The following is a 17471-nucleotide window of genomic DNA, read 5'->3' as shown; positions in this document are numbered from 1 at the left end:
TGAACGTAGTGGGATATAAAGGGGATGTTTTTCTTTGCAATCGCTCCGTGAAATCCTGTTTTATCTGAACGTAGTGGGATATAAAGTTGACTGAGCGTTCAAGAAAGTAGCATGTTTGTCCCAGTTTTATCTGAACGTAGTGGGATATAAATCCAATGTATTCAATGGTTTTTGGACATTGTTAGAAAGTTTTATCTGAACGTAGTGGATAAGATAAAAAGCTTCAGATGATAATAGTCCTTCTAGGGCATAGCTATCAACTTTAGAGAAGTGCTTCCCCTAAAAAAGTATCGGGACACTTTTTTGTAATCTTTGAATGCAATCCTGGATTTTGGGTATATTCAAATAGAACTTCCTATGATATATATTTTATGGCGCTATTTGAAGCCGATTCGCTGATTTTTCTATGTTTTGTTTACTGATAGCTTGAAAGAGGTTGCTAAGCACTAAAACAGGGGGGGGAAGTACAAAAAAGTTGCGGTGTATATTTTTTTGATAGATTTGCACCATATAAGCATATTTCAACTTACTCATTTTTTCCTTGTGTCTCTCATAAAGGTCTTTGTAGTTGATAGGTGTAACGCTTGCAAATAAACATAAACGCAAGGAGTATAAATTTATTTTAAATAGAAGTTCTATTTGCTGTCGTAATGAATAAAAAGCATACACTTCTGTGAGAGGATACTGAAAAATGGTGGTTTTGAAAAATAACACGCATTTTATCGAAATGTTAAGGATACAAGGGGGGCTTTTACCTACATAGTAGATGGCGGGCGCCTTTTTATTATTATGAAGTGGACTTTTTCAGTGCCTCCCTTTGTAGCTGGCAGTTTTTCTGTCGAAGTGTTGGTAACTAATAGAGTTACTCTGCTCACAGATTTGGTATTTTTTCATTTTTTTGATGCATCAAGCGTTTATATCGTTCATTCTATTTCAAACGATATAAGATAGTCGAGTTCTATGTTTGTGTTTTAATCGATATATATACCTGATAAATTCCTTAATTGGTGTGTAATTTAATTATTTTGCTCACTTTCTTAAGTTCATGGCTATAACCCTTCTAAGGGGATTTTGCATATTCACAAATTGTTAACCAAAAAGCACTTATATAGAATATATTGGGCGGTATAATAAAATCAAATACAATGAAGGAGGATAGCATATGAGGTTACATATTAAATTACAAACGAATCGGTTTCCGATTTCATATAGAATGATGATGGTGAGTTTTATTAAAGAAGCTTTGAAGTTATCCGATGCTGCATATTTTCAACAGATATACCAAGAAAGTAAAGCGAATCGACCATTCTCTTACGGCGTATATATACATGATTATAAACTTAATGCAACAGAGTTTCATATTAAAGGATATGTTGGTCTTACAATAACTTCTCCAGATGCTCAATTTATGTTGCACTTTTACAATGGGCTTATGAAAATGAACGACTTTCGATATAAAGGCTTTAGTCTAAAACGAATGAAGGTACAAATGGTAAATAGTGCGGATATTAATCAAAATCATGTGTATTTTAAAACACTATCCCCTCTATTAATCCGTGATAAACACGCCAAGCCAATTTTCATAGATGATGATAAGTTTGAAAAAGAATTAAACTATATTTCTGACACAGTTCTGAAAGAATTTCGTGGGTATGGACTAAAACAACCACTTATTTTTACAAGTAAGAATATGAAAAAAGTAGTGGTCAAGGAGAAAATTCATAGTGATCATGATACGCTATTTTTTACGGGCTATCATGGGATTTTTTCCTTACAAGGTGCTGTGGAAGATTTGAAAATACTTTCGGAAATTGGATTAGGCTTTAGATCTAGTCAAGGATTCGGTGCTGTGGAGGTGGTATAATGATATTTGTAACGGAAGAGATTCCTTTAGCGGCAGAGGAATGGACAATAACTCAAGGGTTAGTTGGATATTATCGAATTTTGAAGCATGCGGGTATAAAAGTGAAAACGACTGATGAGGGGATTTTGTTTAACCCTGAACATTTAAGAAACTTTGAACACTATTATTTTGACTACTTTTTGGATCGATTTAGTGTAGCTAAGCGTGATGAACAAAATATTAGGAGAACTTTTTTGAAGTTTAGAGCAGAAAGTGAATCAAAGGGAAGCAAAGAAGCGAAACGGCGGATGCAAGCGGCTAAAAAGAGTCTTGATGAAACGATAAAAAAAACGGCTATTGAAAAAGTTGAAAAGAAATTTGAGGATTCTTCGCATAAAAAAAGATTAGTAGAATATGCTACTTTAATTCGGAATCAAAAGACATATAATCCAGAAATGGATAAATGGATTGAAGAGTATATCCAAGCTTTATCGGAACCGAATATTAATGAAAAATTAACATTAAATTATTTTAAAGCAACTGTTTTAGGTACATATTTTGGACAAGTTAGTTTTTTAAATGTATCACATACATCGAAAGATATTGAAGAACAAAAAGAAATTTTTAGAAAAGATTATATTGAAAGTTTACTTGCTGATTTAGAGTTGCAACAAATGATTGCAAGAGCTGAAGATTCAGATGAAATTATGAAATATCTTGAAATAAGTACACATGAAATGGCAAAAAAATTAAAAACGAAGTTTAAAAAGATGACAATTCAGCAAATAAAAGATTATGTATCTAATGAAATAAATTGTTGTAGTTTTTTTGACTCGCAGTGGGCATTTGAACAGTATTCTGAGTTGCATTTTTCTCCTTTATCTATGAGTGCTTCGAAAGCGCTTAACTTTTACTGGAATGCCAATGGAACATTAACCATTCCAGTAAGCAAATTGGCAAAATTAATTTTATTTTGTGCACCTGCTGGAGCTTCGATTATTGGAGGGAAATCTTTATTTGTTCAGCGAGAAGGACGATTTGAACAAGTTATTTATGCAAATGAAACATATGAAATAGGGCGAAGTAAAGATAAAGCATTTGATGAAATTATTTTTGATTTAATTGCTGAGCAGAAAACGAAGGCACAGCACACTGGAGATAGTTATTTAATTTTAGAATACTCTTCGGAATATAATGCAAAAAAAACAGATTTGCAATACCTACATTTAACCCCAGGATTATGTTCATTCTTTAAAGAAAAAAATTGTACGAAATGGTTTAGTAGATTAAATTACGTACTTAGGAATCAAATTGTTCATGCATTTTTACGCTATCAAGATTCAAAGCATATCATTCATAATGCTTTGCGCAAGAAGTTGCAAGAACAGAAATTAGCAAATGAAATTGTTTATGCCTGTTTATTACGGTGTTACTATTTGTTCTTTGTAAAAGGAGAGGGGAAAATGAATACAGATTTGAAAACTAGTAAGAACAGAATCTGGAGTGCTTTTTATGAGGGGGTAGCAATAAAAAACATAGTAGAAGAAGGGAAAATACGATCTGTTGCTTACCGATTATTAAATGCAATTCGATCGAATGATAAGAAGATGTTTTTAGATACAGTAATGCGGTTATATATGTCTGTAGAAAAACCGTTCCCAAGAGTGTTTATGAATATATTAGACGAATCAAATATTGATTTTGCTTCTATTGGGGATTCGTTTATTGCAGGGCTAATTTCAAAAGAGGAGGAGAAGATAAATGAATAATAAAGCTTTAACATTAACAATCATATTTAAGGCAAGCTCTTTAAATTATGGGGAAGGCACAGCGAATATTTCTGAGTTAAAAAAGTTCCATCGTGGGAATGGAGAGGTTTATTCTTTCGCCTCTCGTCAAGCGATTCGTTATGATATTGTACGCTTAGGTAATCAATTGTTTAACTGGAACTTAAATGTTGTTGATAAAAGCAAAGGTGTTGTTCAATTTAAAGATGATTGTACAATTGCTGATTCTGTTGAAATGGATTTATTTGGATATATGAAAACAAAAGCGAAAGCAGGGGCAGATAAGCGTTCAGCTGTAGTACGATTAAGTCATGCGGTCTCATTAGAACCATATCGTAGTGATTTAGAATTTTTAAATAACATGGGATTAGCTTCACGTATTCAGGAGAATCCCAACTTAGCTACATTAGAACAGCATGAAAGTTTATATACTTACACATTAACAGTGGATTTATCAAAAGTTGGGGTAGATGGAGAAATCGAATTACCAGTAGACGAAAAAGTAAATCGAGTTAAACAATTAATTGAGCTTACGAAGTATTTAAATCGTGAAATTCGTGGGCGGCAAGAAAATTTATCTCCATTATTTGTGATTGGCGGTGTGTATCCAATTGCAAATCCGTTTTTCTTAGGCCGAATTTCTTTGCAAAACTTTGATTCGAATTTATTGAATGTGAAGTCATTAGCATCGGTATTAGGACAAACAGTATTAGGTCATGATGTACGTACTTGTACAAAAATTGGTTTAGTTGATGGAGTATTTGCAAATGAAGAGGAGATTTCTCAACTTACAGACACTGTATCCGTAGAAGAGTTTTATCAGCATGTAATGAATGAAGTAGAACAATTTTATAAGGTGTTAGTATGAAGGTAATTCGATTAAAACTTTTTCAAGAAACAGCTTGCTATACAAAGCCATTTGCAAACAAGGTAGCGGAAACATATCCACTACCTCCGTATTCCACGGTTAAAGGAATGATCCATCAACTATTACAAGCAAATGAACTGTTACCTTTACGTTTTTCAATACAAGGAAACTATGAAACAAAGCTAATAGATTATAGAAAAAGTTATATGGTGAAAAAGAAATCCGTTTCTATGCCTATTATTTTTGATGGGCTAGCAATGGAGGTACCAGAACAAGAACATATGACTTCCATGCCTTTATATACACATATGCTTTTTAATGTGGAGCTTGTTATTCATATTGCTGGGGAAGAAGCGTTACTAGAACGTATTTACCAACACTTTATTGAATTGAACCAGCACTTGTCTCTTGGTCGTCATGAGGATTTAGTACGAGTAGATGAAGTAACATTTGTAGAATTAGAAGAGTGTGATGAGTGGTATTCGAAATATGCCATATATGTTCCGAAATATTATTATAAAACGGATTTTCCTGCGGGCATTCCATATCGTTTAAATTGGACATATAAGATTGTGAATGGAATAAGAGAATGGAATAAGATTCCTTCTCTTTATGTGAATGGAAATAATCCTCATTTTGAAGATGGGAAATTATTTCATACAGATGGAGAGCATATCGTTCTTTGGAATGAATAAAAAGGGTTCGTATTCTTTTTGAAGAATACGAACTTATTTTTGAGGTGATGATGATGTTTTTAGCGAAATCTAATCCGAAAGAAACATTACGCGAACATACAGATGAATTACGCTCACGCTATAAAAAGTTAAAAGAATCATATGGTCATTATTTTGATGAACGTATTTGGGAGTTACTTCTTTATGCTGTTGATTATCATGATGCTGGTAAAGCTCATGAGCCATTTCAATTAAACATAAGGCGTGCTCTTGGAGAAGGAGTAAAGTTGCAAAGGAATTTAGAAGTTCCACACAACTATTTATCTCCTTTCTTATTGCCAGAATCGATTTTTTCATTACCGAAAAAAGACTATCAAGCCCTTATTCAAGCAATTGCATATCATCATGAACGGGATATCGAACCTAATGATACATTAATTAGACAAGCTCTTTGGCAGGACCTTTGGCCGAAAATGGATGAAATTAATAAACATTTAAATATTAATGGCGCAAATTTAGAAAAGAAATTTAATCGTATTTTAGCTCAACTACATAGGCGAATTAAGTATAGTGATAATAAAGAAAATTATGTAGATTATGTTATTCTGAAAGGTTTGCTTCATCGTATTGATCATGCAGCTTCTGCTCATGTAGATATTGAAATTGATGCAAAACAAGATTTTAAGAAACTTGTGGATGCTGGATTTCAAAAAATTGCAGAGAAAAAGAGAGTGCCAGTTGAAGAAGTATATCGCGATTTACAAAAACATGCACATAAACATCGTAAAGAAAATTTAATCATTGTAGCACAAACGGGTATGGGGAAAACGGAAGCTGCTCTTCTTTGGGCTAGTGACAGCAAAACATTCTTCACACTACCGTTAAGGGTTAGTATTAATGCACTATTTCATAGAGTGTATGAAAAAATGAACTATAAAAATGTTGGTTTGTTGCATTCATCATCAATGGATTATTTAACAGAGAATCTTGAAGAAGACTGGGAAGTAATTGCAGAACAATCTAAGCATTTTTCAAGTAAATTGCTGTTTACTACGATTGATCAAATATTGAAATTCCCGTTTCTTTATCGTGGTTACGAAAAAGAACTTGCAACAATGGCATATTCTTCGGTTGTCATTGATGAAATTCAAGCATATGATCCGAAAATTGCAGCTGTATTGGTTCGTGCGTTAGAAATGATTTATCTAGTAGGTGGGAAATTTCTACTCATGACAGCGACACTTCCTAGCATCTATTTAGAAACCTTGAATGAGAGCGACATTATCTCTAGCGATGGATTTCGAGTAGATACATTTATAGATGATTGCGTTATACGACATTGTATTGAGGTTGTAGAAAAGCCAATAGTAGATGATTTTGAGAAAATTGTAGATTTAGGGAAGCAAAAAAAAATATTGGTTATCGCTAATACAGTAAAACGTGCAATGGAGTTGTATAACAAAATCAAGGAATATAGTGACAATGTTCATGTCTTTCATTCTATGTATATTCAAAAACATAGAACTCTAATTGAAAAAGAATTACTTCTCTTTGATGAAAATAAAGAAGCAACTGGAATTTGGATCACAACACAGCTTGTCGAAGCATCTATCGATATTGATTTTGATGTTTTATTTACTGAAGCTGCAACATTAGATAGCTTATGTCAGCGATTTGGACGTTGTTATCGAAGAAGACAATATATGATGCATCAAGAGCCAAATGTGTTTATATATGCAGTTGATATGAGTGGTGTGAAATATGTATATGATGAAGAAATTCTAATGAAATCATTAGATATTTTACGACCCTTTAATCGAAAAATATTACTTGAATCTCAAAAGATTGAACTTGTGTCTCAATTGTATAGCAGGGAAAATTTAAAAGGAACGGAATTTCTTAAAACATTCGACGATGCTCTAGAGCAATTGCAAACATTTGAGGATTATACATTATCTTCGAAGGATGCTCAAAAGTTACTTCGCGATATTCAGGCTGAACTTGTAATTCCTAGAAATATTTATGATGAAAACGAGCATTTATTTGAACAGCTTAAAATAGTGAATAAAGAAGAACGAGCAAGATTGTATCGTGAAATTGCAAAGTTAACAGTTAGTTTGCGGAAAAATAGAGTCAGAGGGAAAACATCTAGAATACCTCATGAACGTATACAAAGTAACGGAAAAAAATATAACTTGCTACCATGGATTAAAATTTTAGAACTACAGTACGATTTTGATGAGAAAAGTAAAACAGGTACAGGTGTATTACTAGATCAGGAACTAGATAATTTTATTTGATTTTATAAGTTTATTGAACCGGAGTGGGATGTTACATAACAAATTTAAAATGAGGTGGTAAGGTGAAAGGGACTTACATTCATTACTATTTTGTTTGTCATCGTAAACTTTGGTTATTTGTGCATCAAATTCAATTAGAAAAAGAAAGTGAGCGGGTGATAGAAGGGAAAATTCTTCACGACTCTACATATCAACGTATGGAACACCGTGAATTGGATATTGACGGTGTAGGTAAGATCGACGAAATTGAAGGGGAATATATTCGCGAAATTAAGTTAACCAGCAAAATGCAAGAAGCGGATCGTTGGCAATTACTTTATTATTTAGCAGAATTGAAGAAACGAGGAGTTACAAAGAAAGGGTTATTAAGTTATAAGAAAGAAAAAAGGACAGAAGAAGTTCATTTAACAGAAGCTAATCAACAAGAATTAGAAAATATTCAAAAACGTATTCAAGCCATTATATTGAGTGATAAACCTCCAAAACTGGAAAAGAAAAAGTATTGCTCATCGTGTGCATATTATGATTTTTGTTTTTCTGGGGAGGGAGAAGGATGCTGAGAGATTTCTATATTTTTTCAAACGGAAGAATGAAAAGGAAAGACAATACATTTTATTTTATTAATGAGGAGGAAAAGAAGAGATCACTACCGATTGCACAAATTGATAATTTATATGTATTTGGACAGGTGGATTTCAATACGAAATTATTAAATTTTTTAAATCAACATCAAATTCATGTGCATTTTTTCAACTATTATGGTTTTTATAGCGGTAGTTTTACACCACGCGAAAGTAATTTATCAGGCTTTACATTGGTGCAGCAAAGTGCTCACTATTTAGATACAGACAAACGATTAATACTTGCCAAAGCCTTTGTCTCTTCAGCTGTATTTCATATGCTTAGAACTTTAAGAGGATATAAACAAATAACCGCTGAAATGCTAGGAGAAATCATACGATTAACTCCACAAATATCACAAGCTAGCACAATCCAGCAGCTCATGGGTGTTGAAGGACTTATTCGACAACAGTATTATTCTATGTTTAATTATATTTTACACCTGAATTTTCGTTTTATAAGCGTTCTAAGAAACCACCTCAAGATGAGATCAATGCATTGATTTCATTTGGGAATAGTTTATGCTATACAACAGTTTTATCAGAAATTTACAAAACGCAATTAAATCCAACAATTAGTTACTTACATGAACCATCATCAAAGCGTTATTCGTTAAGTCTTGACATTGCAGAAATTTTTAAGCCGCTTATTGTGGATCCACTAATCTTTACACTTGTTAATAAGAAAATGATTAGCTTAAAGCATTTTGAGAGTCTTGATGAGATGGTATTATTAAATGAACAAGGACGAAAAAAGTTTTTGCAGGCATGGGAAGGAAAACTGGGACAGACGGTGATGCATCGTCGTTTGAAACGAAAAGTGTCTTACAAATATTTTATACGTTTAGAGTGTTATAAACTCATTAAACATATGATTGGTGATGAATTGTATAAACCTTTAAAAGCGTGGTGGTAAAAAAATGTTTGTTATAATTACTTATGATATTGGAGAAAAAAGAGTAGGAAAAGCGTGCAAGAAATTAAAACAGTATTTAACTTGGACGCAAAACTCTGTTTTTGAAGGAGAATTATCTAGGACACAACTCTTAAAATGCTTAGCTGAATTAGATCAGATTATAATATCGAGTGAGGATTCTATTTACTTATATGAAGTAAATAATCCACGTAATATAAAGAAAAAGGTATTTGGTATTGAGAAAAGTTACGAAGAGCTATTTCTCTAAACACGATTTTATAATATATTAGGAGTAGTTTTTTTCTTATTAGTGAGAAGTTTGCAGTGCATCGTTTTTTAGCGAGTAAACTGCCAACCTCTTGTCTGTTAAAGGATGGAGCGTATTTTTGAAAATACTTTTGAAACACGACTCAACATCCGCTGCAAGATTTGGAAGTCTTAATGTAATGTGTTCCTTGATTTAAAAGGGATTATAGTGTTTTTTTATAGGGGTTTTATCTGAACGTAGTGGGATATAAAGTCAATGACCGCTTAACGTTCGCTGTAGCTTTAAGGGTTTTATCTGAACGTAGTGGGATATAAAGACATTAAATACACGCAGCACTGTACGTGGTAAATACGTTTTATCTGAACGTAGTGGGATATAAAGAAATTCATGATGTGGAAAGCTGCGAGACCAAAAAAGGTTTTATCTGAACGTAGTGGGATATAAAGAAAGATAATAAAGCGGCCCTTGTATATGATTTAAAAGTTTTATCTGAACGTAGTGGAATAGAAAGGCAGTTTTCTTATGGTTAAATAACCCATGGAAACAAAATTAGTCGCCATTTATGCTTATCTGAGCGGTATAGAACCTTTTAAAATAGTGGCTAGTTTTTTAGAAAAGAAAGAAGTTATCGTGAACGAAACTAGCTCCTTACCCGTAATTTCGTAGGTTAATTTGGTTACACTGAATAACTATAAAAAACAAACCAAATCAGAGCTACATTACGAAAGGAGCTAGTTTATTATGAAGGATACCACAAAATACGTAGGTTTAGACGTTTCAAAGGAAAAAATTGCTGTTGCTATCGCGGATGAAGGAAGAGAAGAACCTAGATATTTAGGAATGATCCCTCATACACCTGAATCTCTAAGAAAGCTGATAAAAAAATTAGGTGCCGTTGAACACCTAAAAGCATGCTATGAGGCTGATCCAACTGGCTATGGGATTTACCGCTTACTTTTCAGCTTAGGAGTAGATTGCGCAGTGATAGCTCCCTAAAAACCTGGAAATCGTGTAAAGACCTTAAAAAACTTGACATGGAGCCTCTGCGGGCATGATTCATACGCCGAGCTGCCAAATTCCTAAAGGAAGTTGGCGCTTACCCGTAAGGTTATCATGCGCGCCTTTCCGTATAAAGTTTTCTAGAGGGAACACCAAATTTTGTACCCTCTACTTTGAGTTGCTTAAAATATTGTTTTAACCCGAAATATGGGGAAGGACTTGAAAGTTTCGTTCATATCAGTGAAACTGATAGAAGGAGATAGAGTAGCTCTCCTTGCAGAAATCGTAGAAAAAATTCCAAAAGAATTTGCGATATGTATTTTTCATACGCATGTCGCAAAGCAAATGTCTGAAAGTGTAAAAAATGGATTAATAGAATAAATAAAAGAAATTGGCGTTAAGCATAATTTCATTTTGTTTACATAATAAAATTATGTTAGATTATTTTTTCGGTTTTCATGGCATGTTTTGTCTAAATAAATCGGTTACAATAAAAAGGGTGATAGATTGAGAAGGTTTTGGGTAGGGAGCATAAAATCATTTCAAAAAATATTTTAAAGGGAATGAATGTTCTTATATACTAAATATAACTATGTGACTAGAAAAGGAGAGAAGATGATGATTCATAAAGTTGGTCAAATTATGTTATATGTAAAGGATCAAGATGAAGCTGTACAATTTTGGACGGAAAAGATGGGCTTTCATCTAATTGCTGAAGAAGATAACGGTAAGGGATTTAGATGGATCGAAATTGCGCCAACGAAGGAAGCTGAAACAAGTATTGTGTTACATAATAAAGAATTTATTGCGAAAATGCAGCCAGAATTAAACTTGAATACACCTTCTATGCTGTTTTTTACAGAAAATATTGAGCAGTTACATAAACAACTTGTTGATAAAAAGGTGGCGGTTGGCGAAATTGTAAATATGCCTACGGGCAAGGCTTTTAATTTTGCTGACGATGAAGGGAATTATTTTGCCATTATGGAAAAGTCTTAATATGAAATAACAGTAAGAGGTGTTAAAGGTTGTTTTGATCCTGTTTTACAGGGTCTTTTTTGTAGGATGACAATCCGAAACGTTCTTTGTATAATGATGAATCGAGCAGGGATGAAAGCGCTCTAAAAGAGATGGATGTCAAACGTAATATCAAGCATGTTGTAGTGAAACTTCATGTAGAGTATTGCTGTTTATTACTACATAGTATTTCGATTGAAAGGACTTACTTGGTGTTAATAATATGCAGATTTCAATGTTAATGAATCGTAAAATAGAGGCATTTAGGGGAGGAAATGGTATGTGGGAAAAAATGATAAAAGGAAAAACAATAAGAAAGTGGACTGAGGAGAATCCGATTTTACAGCAGTTAATCGAAACAAGTGAAGTGTTTTGGGAAAATCCCAATTATAGTTCCTATGAAAAAGCGAGACAGGATTTTGTTTTAACGACGGAAGATGTGAAAGAAGCAGAGGCACGTTTGCTTCGTTTTGCGCCGTATATTGCGAAAGTGTTTCCAGAAACAAAAGAGATGGATGGAATTATCGAATCTCCTCTTGTTGAAACGATGCATATGAAGCAATATTTAGAGGATGCCTTTGCGCAGGAAATGCCAGGTAGGTTTTTATTAAAATGTGATAACAATTTACCGATTTCCGGATCGATAAAAGCGCGCGGCGGTATTTATGAAGTGTTGCAGCATGCAGAGAAGTTGGCGATAGAGCACAATTTGCTTTGTGAAGAAGATCATTATGCAAAGTTAGATAGCGATAGGTTTCGAGAATTCTTTTCTCAATATTCCATTGCGGTTGGATCAACAGGTAATTTAGGACTAAGTATCGGTATTATGAGTGCGAAGTTAGGTTTTCAAGTAACAGTACATATGTCAGCTGATGCAAAGGAATGGAAAAAAGAACTGCTTCGTAATAAAGGGGTAACGGTTGTCGAATATGAATCTGATTATAGTAAAGCAGTAGAAGAGGGGAGAAAACAAGCAGAGCAAGATCCTCATTGTTATTTTATTGATGATGAGAACTCGAAACATTTATTTTTAGGTTATGCAGTTGCGGCTTCCAGGGTAAAGCAGCAGCTTGAAGATAAGAATATTAGAGTAGATAAAGACCATCCTTTATTTGTCTATTTGCCATGTGGTGTTGGCGGAGGACCTGGAGGAGTCGCTTTTGGCTTGAAATTACTATTTGGTGATGCTGTACATTGTTTCTTTGCAGAACCAACACATTCACCATGCATGTTGCTCGGTTTAGTGACAGGGCTTCATGATGAAATTGCAGTTCAAGATTTTGAGATTGATAATGTAACAGAAGCAGATGGTCTTGCGGTTGGAAGGGCATCTGGTTTTGTTGGAAAGATTATGGAGCCGCTTCTTAGTGGTTGCTATACAGTTGAAGATCAACAACTTTATGAATTATTAAAGGCAATGGTAGACACGGAGAATATACGCTTAGAACCGTCTGCATTAGCAGCAGTCTATGGTCCAGTGCAATTGTATCGACAAGAAAATTATGTGAAGAAACATAAATTAGAAGGTAAGATGAATCGTTCGACACATATGATGTGGGCAACAGGCGGTGGAATGGTACCGAAATCCGTGTTCGATGAGTATTATCAAAATCAGTAAATCGTGTACAAAAAGGACGTCATTTTAAATGATGACGTCTTTTTGTTTATTTTTTCTTGTTTTTGTCTAATGGATTTTGTTCTTCCGCAAATTCTGTTTCGTATGAGAAGCGGCGGTTAAGATGGATGTTATCACTGTTATGCCGTTCGTAAGCATGGGAAAAGCGCTGAACAATGACTTCACATAAAGTAAAGACTAAAGCAGAAAGAATGCTTCCCCATGCAATTTGCATGTAATGATCTAACAAAATGTTTCCAAAAATCCATACACTTAAATAAGTTAACAGGAAATCCGTCATAATAGCTGCGGATCGACCAATGCGTTCTAAGATTATTTTATCTACAAATACGTATGAAACAATCGTTACAAATAAACTAAAGGAAATAATTTGAACGAGTGTGGCCGGAAAAAACAAAGCAAGTCCGATTGCAAAAGCAATGATACAAGATATAAATTTTATGAGCACTAAAGCAATATCACTCAACGTGTACACCTCCCGTTTCTACATAGTTTTTCTCTAACGCAATAACTTCATACATGCTATAGCGATATTGAGGCGAGAGATTTGCATTTTTTCATGCCAGTAATTTGACTAAATATTGAGAAATATCATAAGAAAAATGTTATAGTAAACTGAGGAGTTATGACATTTTTAGGTAAGGAGGGAATCCGAATGTGGATTACTTCAGAAGTAGAAATTCCAGAGGAGTTATTTGATCATCTTGAACAAGGGAAGCTCGTATTGTTTGTCGGAGCGGGAGTTTCTATGAAAGGAAAATCAAACTTACCAAATTTTGATGATTTAGTTGATGAAATTGCGAAGGCTTTATACGTTGAAAAACGTGAAATAACAGAACCGCACGATTACTATCTTGGTAAAATTGCAAAGACGAAAGATGTTCATCAAATTGCGAAAGATCTCGTAAACGTGGAAGGATCGAAACCGAATCCGCTACATTATGCGATTCCAAGACTTTTTCCGAAAGATACGGATGTGCGAATTGTAACAACGAACTTCGACCAGCATTTTACTACTGCTATGCGAGAGAGTGACCGGGATTTTAATATTTACTATGCGCCTGCTTTGCCGACGGGAAGAGCGTTTAAAGGATTAGCATATATACACGGAAATGTGGAGCAAGAAAAAGAAAATTTAATTTTAACAGATGGTGATTTTGGAAGGGCTTATTTGACAGAAGGATGGGCGCGTCGTTTTTTAGTTGATTTATTCTCGAATTACACAGTTTTGTTTATTGGATATAGCCATAATGATCCGGTTATGAAATATTTAGCGACAGGTTTACCGCCTAGTACAAGGCGCTATGCTTTTGTTGCACACGGGGATAATACGTATCATTGGGAACATTTGGGAGTAAAGCCGATTGTCTATCCGAATAAAGCAAATAACCATCAAGCACTTGTTAGAGCAGTAAAACGATGGGCGGAATTAATGGGAGATAATTATATTACAAAAAGAATGCGTATTCGCGATATTGTAACAGTTCCACCATCTGTTGAACAAGAACAATTATCTTATATTAAACAAGCGATTAAAAAAATTGAAATGCTTAGATACTTTGTGGAATTTGCACGTGATTATGGGTGGGTGGAATGGCTAGAAGCAGAGGGAAAGCTGCAAAATTTATTTCGCATGACTTCCCATTACGATGAAGTGGATGAATTACTTGCTGCGTGGCTTGTTGAACAATTTCTTGTTAGCCATCAAAAAGAACTATTTCAACTCATTTTTAAAAATCATTCTAAAATATCACCGCTACTTTGGAAGAGCATTTGCACCTATTTAAAAGAAACAAAAAAACCGGTGGATCCAATATTATTTGCAAAATGGACGCTACTTTTATTAGAGACAGCTGAGAATAATAGTCAGTCGATAGAAAAGATTTCCTATCTATTGCAGAAATGTTCGTTTCCAGAGCATAAAGAAATTAGCGTTTTATTATTAACGTTTATTTTAGACGGGAAAATTAAGTTGAAACGAGTAAAGCGATGGGAAGATGATATGCAGGATTCTGTTGAGTTAGAGGAATCAAGCTGCCTACCAGTATCGGTGTTTTCACATGTACAACGCATTTGGGAAGAAAAAATGAAACCACATATTTCCTATTTTGCAGGTCCTATTTTAGTTATGGGACTGGAAAAGTTACAAATGTTATCGCTAAGACAAACAGCTTTACAAAAAAGAGATGGTGTTCTTTATCATACAATGGAATTTTCAGAACACGATTTACAACCAAAAGATTTTACTTTTCTAATCCGAATTATGAAAGAATGTCTCGCCTATTTATGTGAGCATAATAAAGAGAAAGCAGCATATTATATCGCACAAATGATCGACACAGATAGTATATTACAAAAGAAAATTGCGATTGAAGCAATGAGTGAAAATACATTTGTAACAGCTGATGAAAAATTAATGTGGTTGCGAAAACAACAACTTATTTTTGATTTTACATATAAGCATGAAGTGTTTCAATTTCTAAAAAAACACTATCAAAATGCATTAGAAAAAACGAAGAAGGAAGTCATTCAAGAAGTGATGAAACATCTTGAAAATGAAAGGTTCTTTGATGCGTGCCTTGTGTTAGATTTACTGTACACATGTGATGCAAACAGTACGAGTACTGCCAGAGCCTATCGCATAATGAAACGGACGCATCCGCATTTTACTTCGAATCAATACGGTGAGAAAAAAGAAGAAGTAAGAGCGCCAAACATTATATGTGACGTAACAGCTGACGGGTTATTAAAATTGAAAGGTCATGAAATCAAGAAACAAATTTTGTTATTTTCAAATGATGATTCATTTGAACAACGTCATTTTTTAGAGATGTTATCAAAGGCTTGTAAGTTGAATGTAGATTGGAGTATTGCACTTGCCTACCAGCTTATAGGAGAGCAGAGAGTAAGTGATGAGATATGGTTTGTTTGCATTAGGGAATGGAGGAATAATCGAAAGTTGACAAATGAGCAGATTCAAAAGATTATTCCACTATTGCAACAGTTTGTACGAAATCCCGCATTTTATTGGTTGATTAGTAGCTTCTTATATGAGATTAGTAATCGACTAGAAGACTTTCAAGAAAATCAGATTCGGGCAGTGAAGCGATTTGCATTTTCTTTATTCCCGCATATCATGAAAGGAGAGAGCAGTTTTAAAGTAGGAGAGCTTGATTTTTATAATGAATCAATCCAGCATCCAGTCGGAAAAATGACGTCAGTTTTATTGAAATTATTAGCATACGACCATTTATACGATCGCAATATACATGAATATTTATTTTTATTTGAAGAGCAAATTAAGGTTGCTTCTGAGAGAACGCATTTTATGTTAGCGCGTTTAACGGCTGATGTTACATTTTTGTTTCACATTGAAAAACAATGGTGCAGAAAGTATGTGCTTCCTTATCTTAAATTAAATAGAGAACATAAAGCAGTGAAATATGCATGGGCAGGGCTATGCTATACACAAATTAATTTGCCGTTATTTACAGAGATAAAAAAATATATTAAATATGCAGTTGAGCACTTAGAGTTATTGCATCCACATACAAAACAAGTCTTTTTAAAATGGTTAAGCTTTGTATGTATTAAGTGTGTGTTGTACTGGGGGCAGAGAACAGACTGGGTTTATATGATATTTATAGAAGAAAAAGAGCATGACAAAATAAAGTTTCTGAAACACTTGTGCTATTATGTAAAAACATTGAGCGCGCGAGAGAAACAAAAATTTTGGGATTCGTGGTTAGCTACATTTTTAAAAGAACGCCCGAAAATGAGTTTGATCACTGGACGAGAATACGTAATGTTATTGCGTTTTGTTTTCTATATGGATGAAGTAGCAGAAAAAGGGGTGTACACCATTTTGAACTGCTTTCCAATTCCGATCGAACATTGTTCAGAGGCGGAAATGAAACAATTACTGTTGACGATTTTAACGAGAAAAGAAAAGGTCATAGCTCATGTACAAGCATATGCGAAACTATTTTTTATTTTGTTACAAATTGTGCAAGACGCTAGCTCCATTGAAAATGAAATGATACAAATGAAAGAAATGTTAGAGACTTGTCATGTAGATGATGACATATTGACCGCAATTCAAAACGAAATGATTCGAATTGGCATTGTAGTAACAAATTTTCAGCAAGAATCATAAGTGGAAAGTGGAATTTTAAAAAAATAGATAAAAAGTTATTGACAGTATTCAAAAAAGAGTTCTATAATACGAATCATACTTATTTAATTTCGAAAACATTTGAATAAATAACGTGCAATGAAGAGATCACAGTAGTGAGAATCTTCCTGTAACAGAGAGCTGATGGTTGGTGTGAATCAGTACAGGGGTTATCATGAATTACAGTCTTGGAGCACCTTTTTCGGAATAGAGTGATATATCTTTATGAAGAAAAGGCGGTCATTTGATCGTTAACAGTGAAGAGAGGTAGACGAAGTTAGTCTACAACTAGGGTGGTACCGCGATAAATATCGTCCCTACTGATTGGATCAGTAGGGACTTTTTGTATTTTTGTGGCCCAACTTGAAA

At 34.0% G+C, this 17471-nt stretch carries 12 protein-coding genes, 2 pseudogenes, 1 CRISPR repeat array and 1 other annotated feature (1 of these 16 only partly in view); of the genes and pseudogenes, 13 read left to right on the top strand and 1 reads right to left on the bottom strand.

The genetic code is table 11. The features are described 5' to 3' along the window. Positions 1-152: direct repeats of the CRISPR family, unit length 29 nt; unit sequence GTTTTATCTGAACGTAGTGGGATATAAAG; it reaches 337 nt to the left of the window's first position. A gap of 1010 nt (positions 153-1162) precedes the next feature. The 12 genes and pseudogenes from cas6 (at position 1163) to MR059_RS12175 (ending at position 12910) form a co-directional block, all read left to right on the top strand. Next, on the top strand, positions 1163-1864 hold the full coding sequence (gene cas6 / locus MR059_RS12230) for a CRISPR-associated endoribonuclease Cas6 (protein ID WP_012094493.1): 702 nt from the start codon (positions 1163-1165) through the stop codon (positions 1862-1864). Then, the gene (gene cas8a1, locus MR059_RS12225) at positions 1864-3612 is read left to right on the top strand and encodes a type I-B CRISPR-associated protein Cas8b1/Cst1 (RefSeq protein WP_012094492.1); all 1749 of its coding nucleotides are present in this window, start codon (positions 1864-1866) and stop codon (positions 3610-3612) included. The genes cas6 and cas8a1 overlap by 1 nt, the downstream gene beginning before the upstream one ends. Continuing rightward, positions 3605-4498: a type I-B CRISPR-associated protein Cas7/Cst2/DevR gene (gene cas7i, locus MR059_RS12220; RefSeq protein WP_012094491.1), complete on the top strand. Its 894-nt coding sequence runs from the start codon at positions 3605-3607 to the stop codon at positions 4496-4498. The genes cas8a1 and cas7i overlap by 8 nt, the downstream gene beginning before the upstream one ends. After that, positions 4495-5193 (top strand): type I-B CRISPR-associated protein Cas5b, encoded by a 699-nt coding sequence (cas5b, locus tag MR059_RS12215; protein ID WP_012094490.1) that lies wholly within the window; start codon positions 4495-4497, stop codon positions 5191-5193. Before cas7i ends, cas5b begins: the two co-directional genes overlap by 4 nt. Before the next feature lie 53 nt (positions 5194-5246). Further along, positions 5247-7472 (top strand): CRISPR-associated helicase/endonuclease Cas3, encoded by a 2226-nt coding sequence (locus MR059_RS12210; RefSeq protein WP_012094489.1) that lies wholly within the window; start codon positions 5247-5249, stop codon positions 7470-7472. Between the two features lie 62 nt (positions 7473-7534). Continuing rightward, positions 7535-8032, top strand: coding sequence for a CRISPR-associated protein Cas4 (cas4, locus tag MR059_RS12205; RefSeq protein WP_012094487.1), 498 nt, complete (start codon positions 7535-7537; stop codon positions 8030-8032). After that, positions 8026-9008 (top strand): annotated as a pseudogene (gene cas1b / locus MR059_RS12200) (type I-B CRISPR-associated endonuclease Cas1b). The gene cas4 and the pseudogene cas1b overlap by 7 nt, the downstream one beginning before the upstream one ends. 4 nt (positions 9009-9012) lie before the next feature. Beyond that, on the top strand, positions 9013-9276 hold the full coding sequence (cas2, locus tag MR059_RS12195) for a CRISPR-associated endonuclease Cas2 (protein ID WP_012094486.1): 264 nt from the start codon (positions 9013-9015) through the stop codon (positions 9274-9276). Between the two features lie 741 nt (positions 9277-10017). Next, positions 10018-10272: a hypothetical protein gene (locus tag MR059_RS12190; protein WP_242161835.1), complete on the top strand. Its 255-nt coding sequence runs from the start codon at positions 10018-10020 to the stop codon at positions 10270-10272. Between the two features lie 240 nt (positions 10273-10512). Next, positions 10513-10653, top strand: a pseudogene (locus tag MR059_RS12185) (DUF2332 family protein); the annotation flags it as partial. Positions 10654-10893: 240 nt separating this feature from the next. After that, on the top strand, positions 10894-11274 hold the full coding sequence (locus tag MR059_RS12180; protein ID WP_179196711.1) for a VOC family protein: 381 nt from the start codon (positions 10894-10896) through the stop codon (positions 11272-11274). 298 nt (positions 11275-11572) lie between these two features. After that, complete coding sequence (locus tag MR059_RS12175) at positions 11573-12910, top strand: D-serine ammonia-lyase (protein ID WP_242161777.1); 1338 nt, start codon at positions 11573-11575, stop codon at positions 12908-12910. 46 nt (positions 12911-12956) lie between these two features. On the opposite strand, the gene MR059_RS12170 is transcribed toward MR059_RS12175, so the two are convergent. Further along, the gene (locus MR059_RS12170; protein ID WP_242161776.1) at positions 12957-13394 is read right to left on the bottom strand and encodes a YndM family protein; all 438 of its coding nucleotides are present in this window, start codon (positions 13392-13394) and stop codon (positions 12957-12959) included. 159 nt (positions 13395-13553) lie between these two features. Here MR059_RS12170 and MR059_RS12165 point away from each other — a divergent pair, with 159 nt between their 5' ends. Continuing rightward, positions 13554-17084 (top strand): DUF4020 domain-containing protein, encoded by a 3531-nt coding sequence (locus MR059_RS12165; RefSeq protein ID WP_242161775.1) that lies wholly within the window; start codon positions 13554-13556, stop codon positions 17082-17084. A gap of 108 nt (positions 17085-17192) precedes the next feature. Then, positions 17193-17424, top strand: a binding site (T-box leader). The last annotated feature ends 47 nt before the right edge of the window (positions 17425-17471 follow it).

Origin of the sequence: Bacillus cereus group sp. BfR-BA-01522 (genome assembly GCF_022662635.1) — a bacterium.
Taxonomy (GTDB): domain Bacteria; phylum Bacillota; class Bacilli; order Bacillales; family Bacillaceae_G; genus Bacillus_A; species Bacillus_A cytotoxicus.
Note: the sequence above shows the minus strand (reverse complement) of the source record. Positions and strands in the feature narration are given on the sequence as shown.

Bases quoted from the DNA above. Each gene is read 5' to 3' on its own strand.
- cas8a1 (WP_012094492.1), top strand. From the start codon at position 1,864: ATGATATTTGTAACGGAAGAGATTCCTTTAGCGGCAGAGGAATGGACA.
- MR059_RS12210 (WP_012094489.1), top strand. From the start codon at position 5,247: ATGTTTTTAGCGAAATCTAATCCGAAAGAAACATTACGCGAACATACA.
- MR059_RS12175 (WP_242161777.1), top strand. From the start codon at position 11,573: ATGTGGGAAAAAATGATAAAAGGAAAAACAATAAGAAAGTGGACTGAG.
- MR059_RS12180 (WP_179196711.1), top strand. From the start codon at position 10,894: ATGATTCATAAAGTTGGTCAAATTATGTTATATGTAAAGGATCAAGAT.
- cas5b (WP_012094490.1), top strand. From the start codon at position 4,495: ATGAAGGTAATTCGATTAAAACTTTTTCAAGAAACAGCTTGCTATACA.
- MR059_RS12165 (WP_242161775.1), top strand. From the start codon at position 13,554: ATGACATTTTTAGGTAAGGAGGGAATCCGAATGTGGATTACTTCAGAA.
- cas2 (WP_012094486.1), top strand. From the start codon at position 9,013: ATGTTTGTTATAATTACTTATGATATTGGAGAAAAAAGAGTAGGAAAA.
- cas7i (WP_012094491.1), top strand. From the start codon at position 3,605: ATGAATAATAAAGCTTTAACATTAACAATCATATTTAAGGCAAGCTCT.
- cas6 (WP_012094493.1), top strand. From the start codon at position 1,163: ATGAGGTTACATATTAAATTACAAACGAATCGGTTTCCGATTTCATAT.
- MR059_RS12190 (WP_242161835.1), top strand. From the start codon at position 10,018: ATGAAGGATACCACAAAATACGTAGGTTTAGACGTTTCAAAGGAAAAA.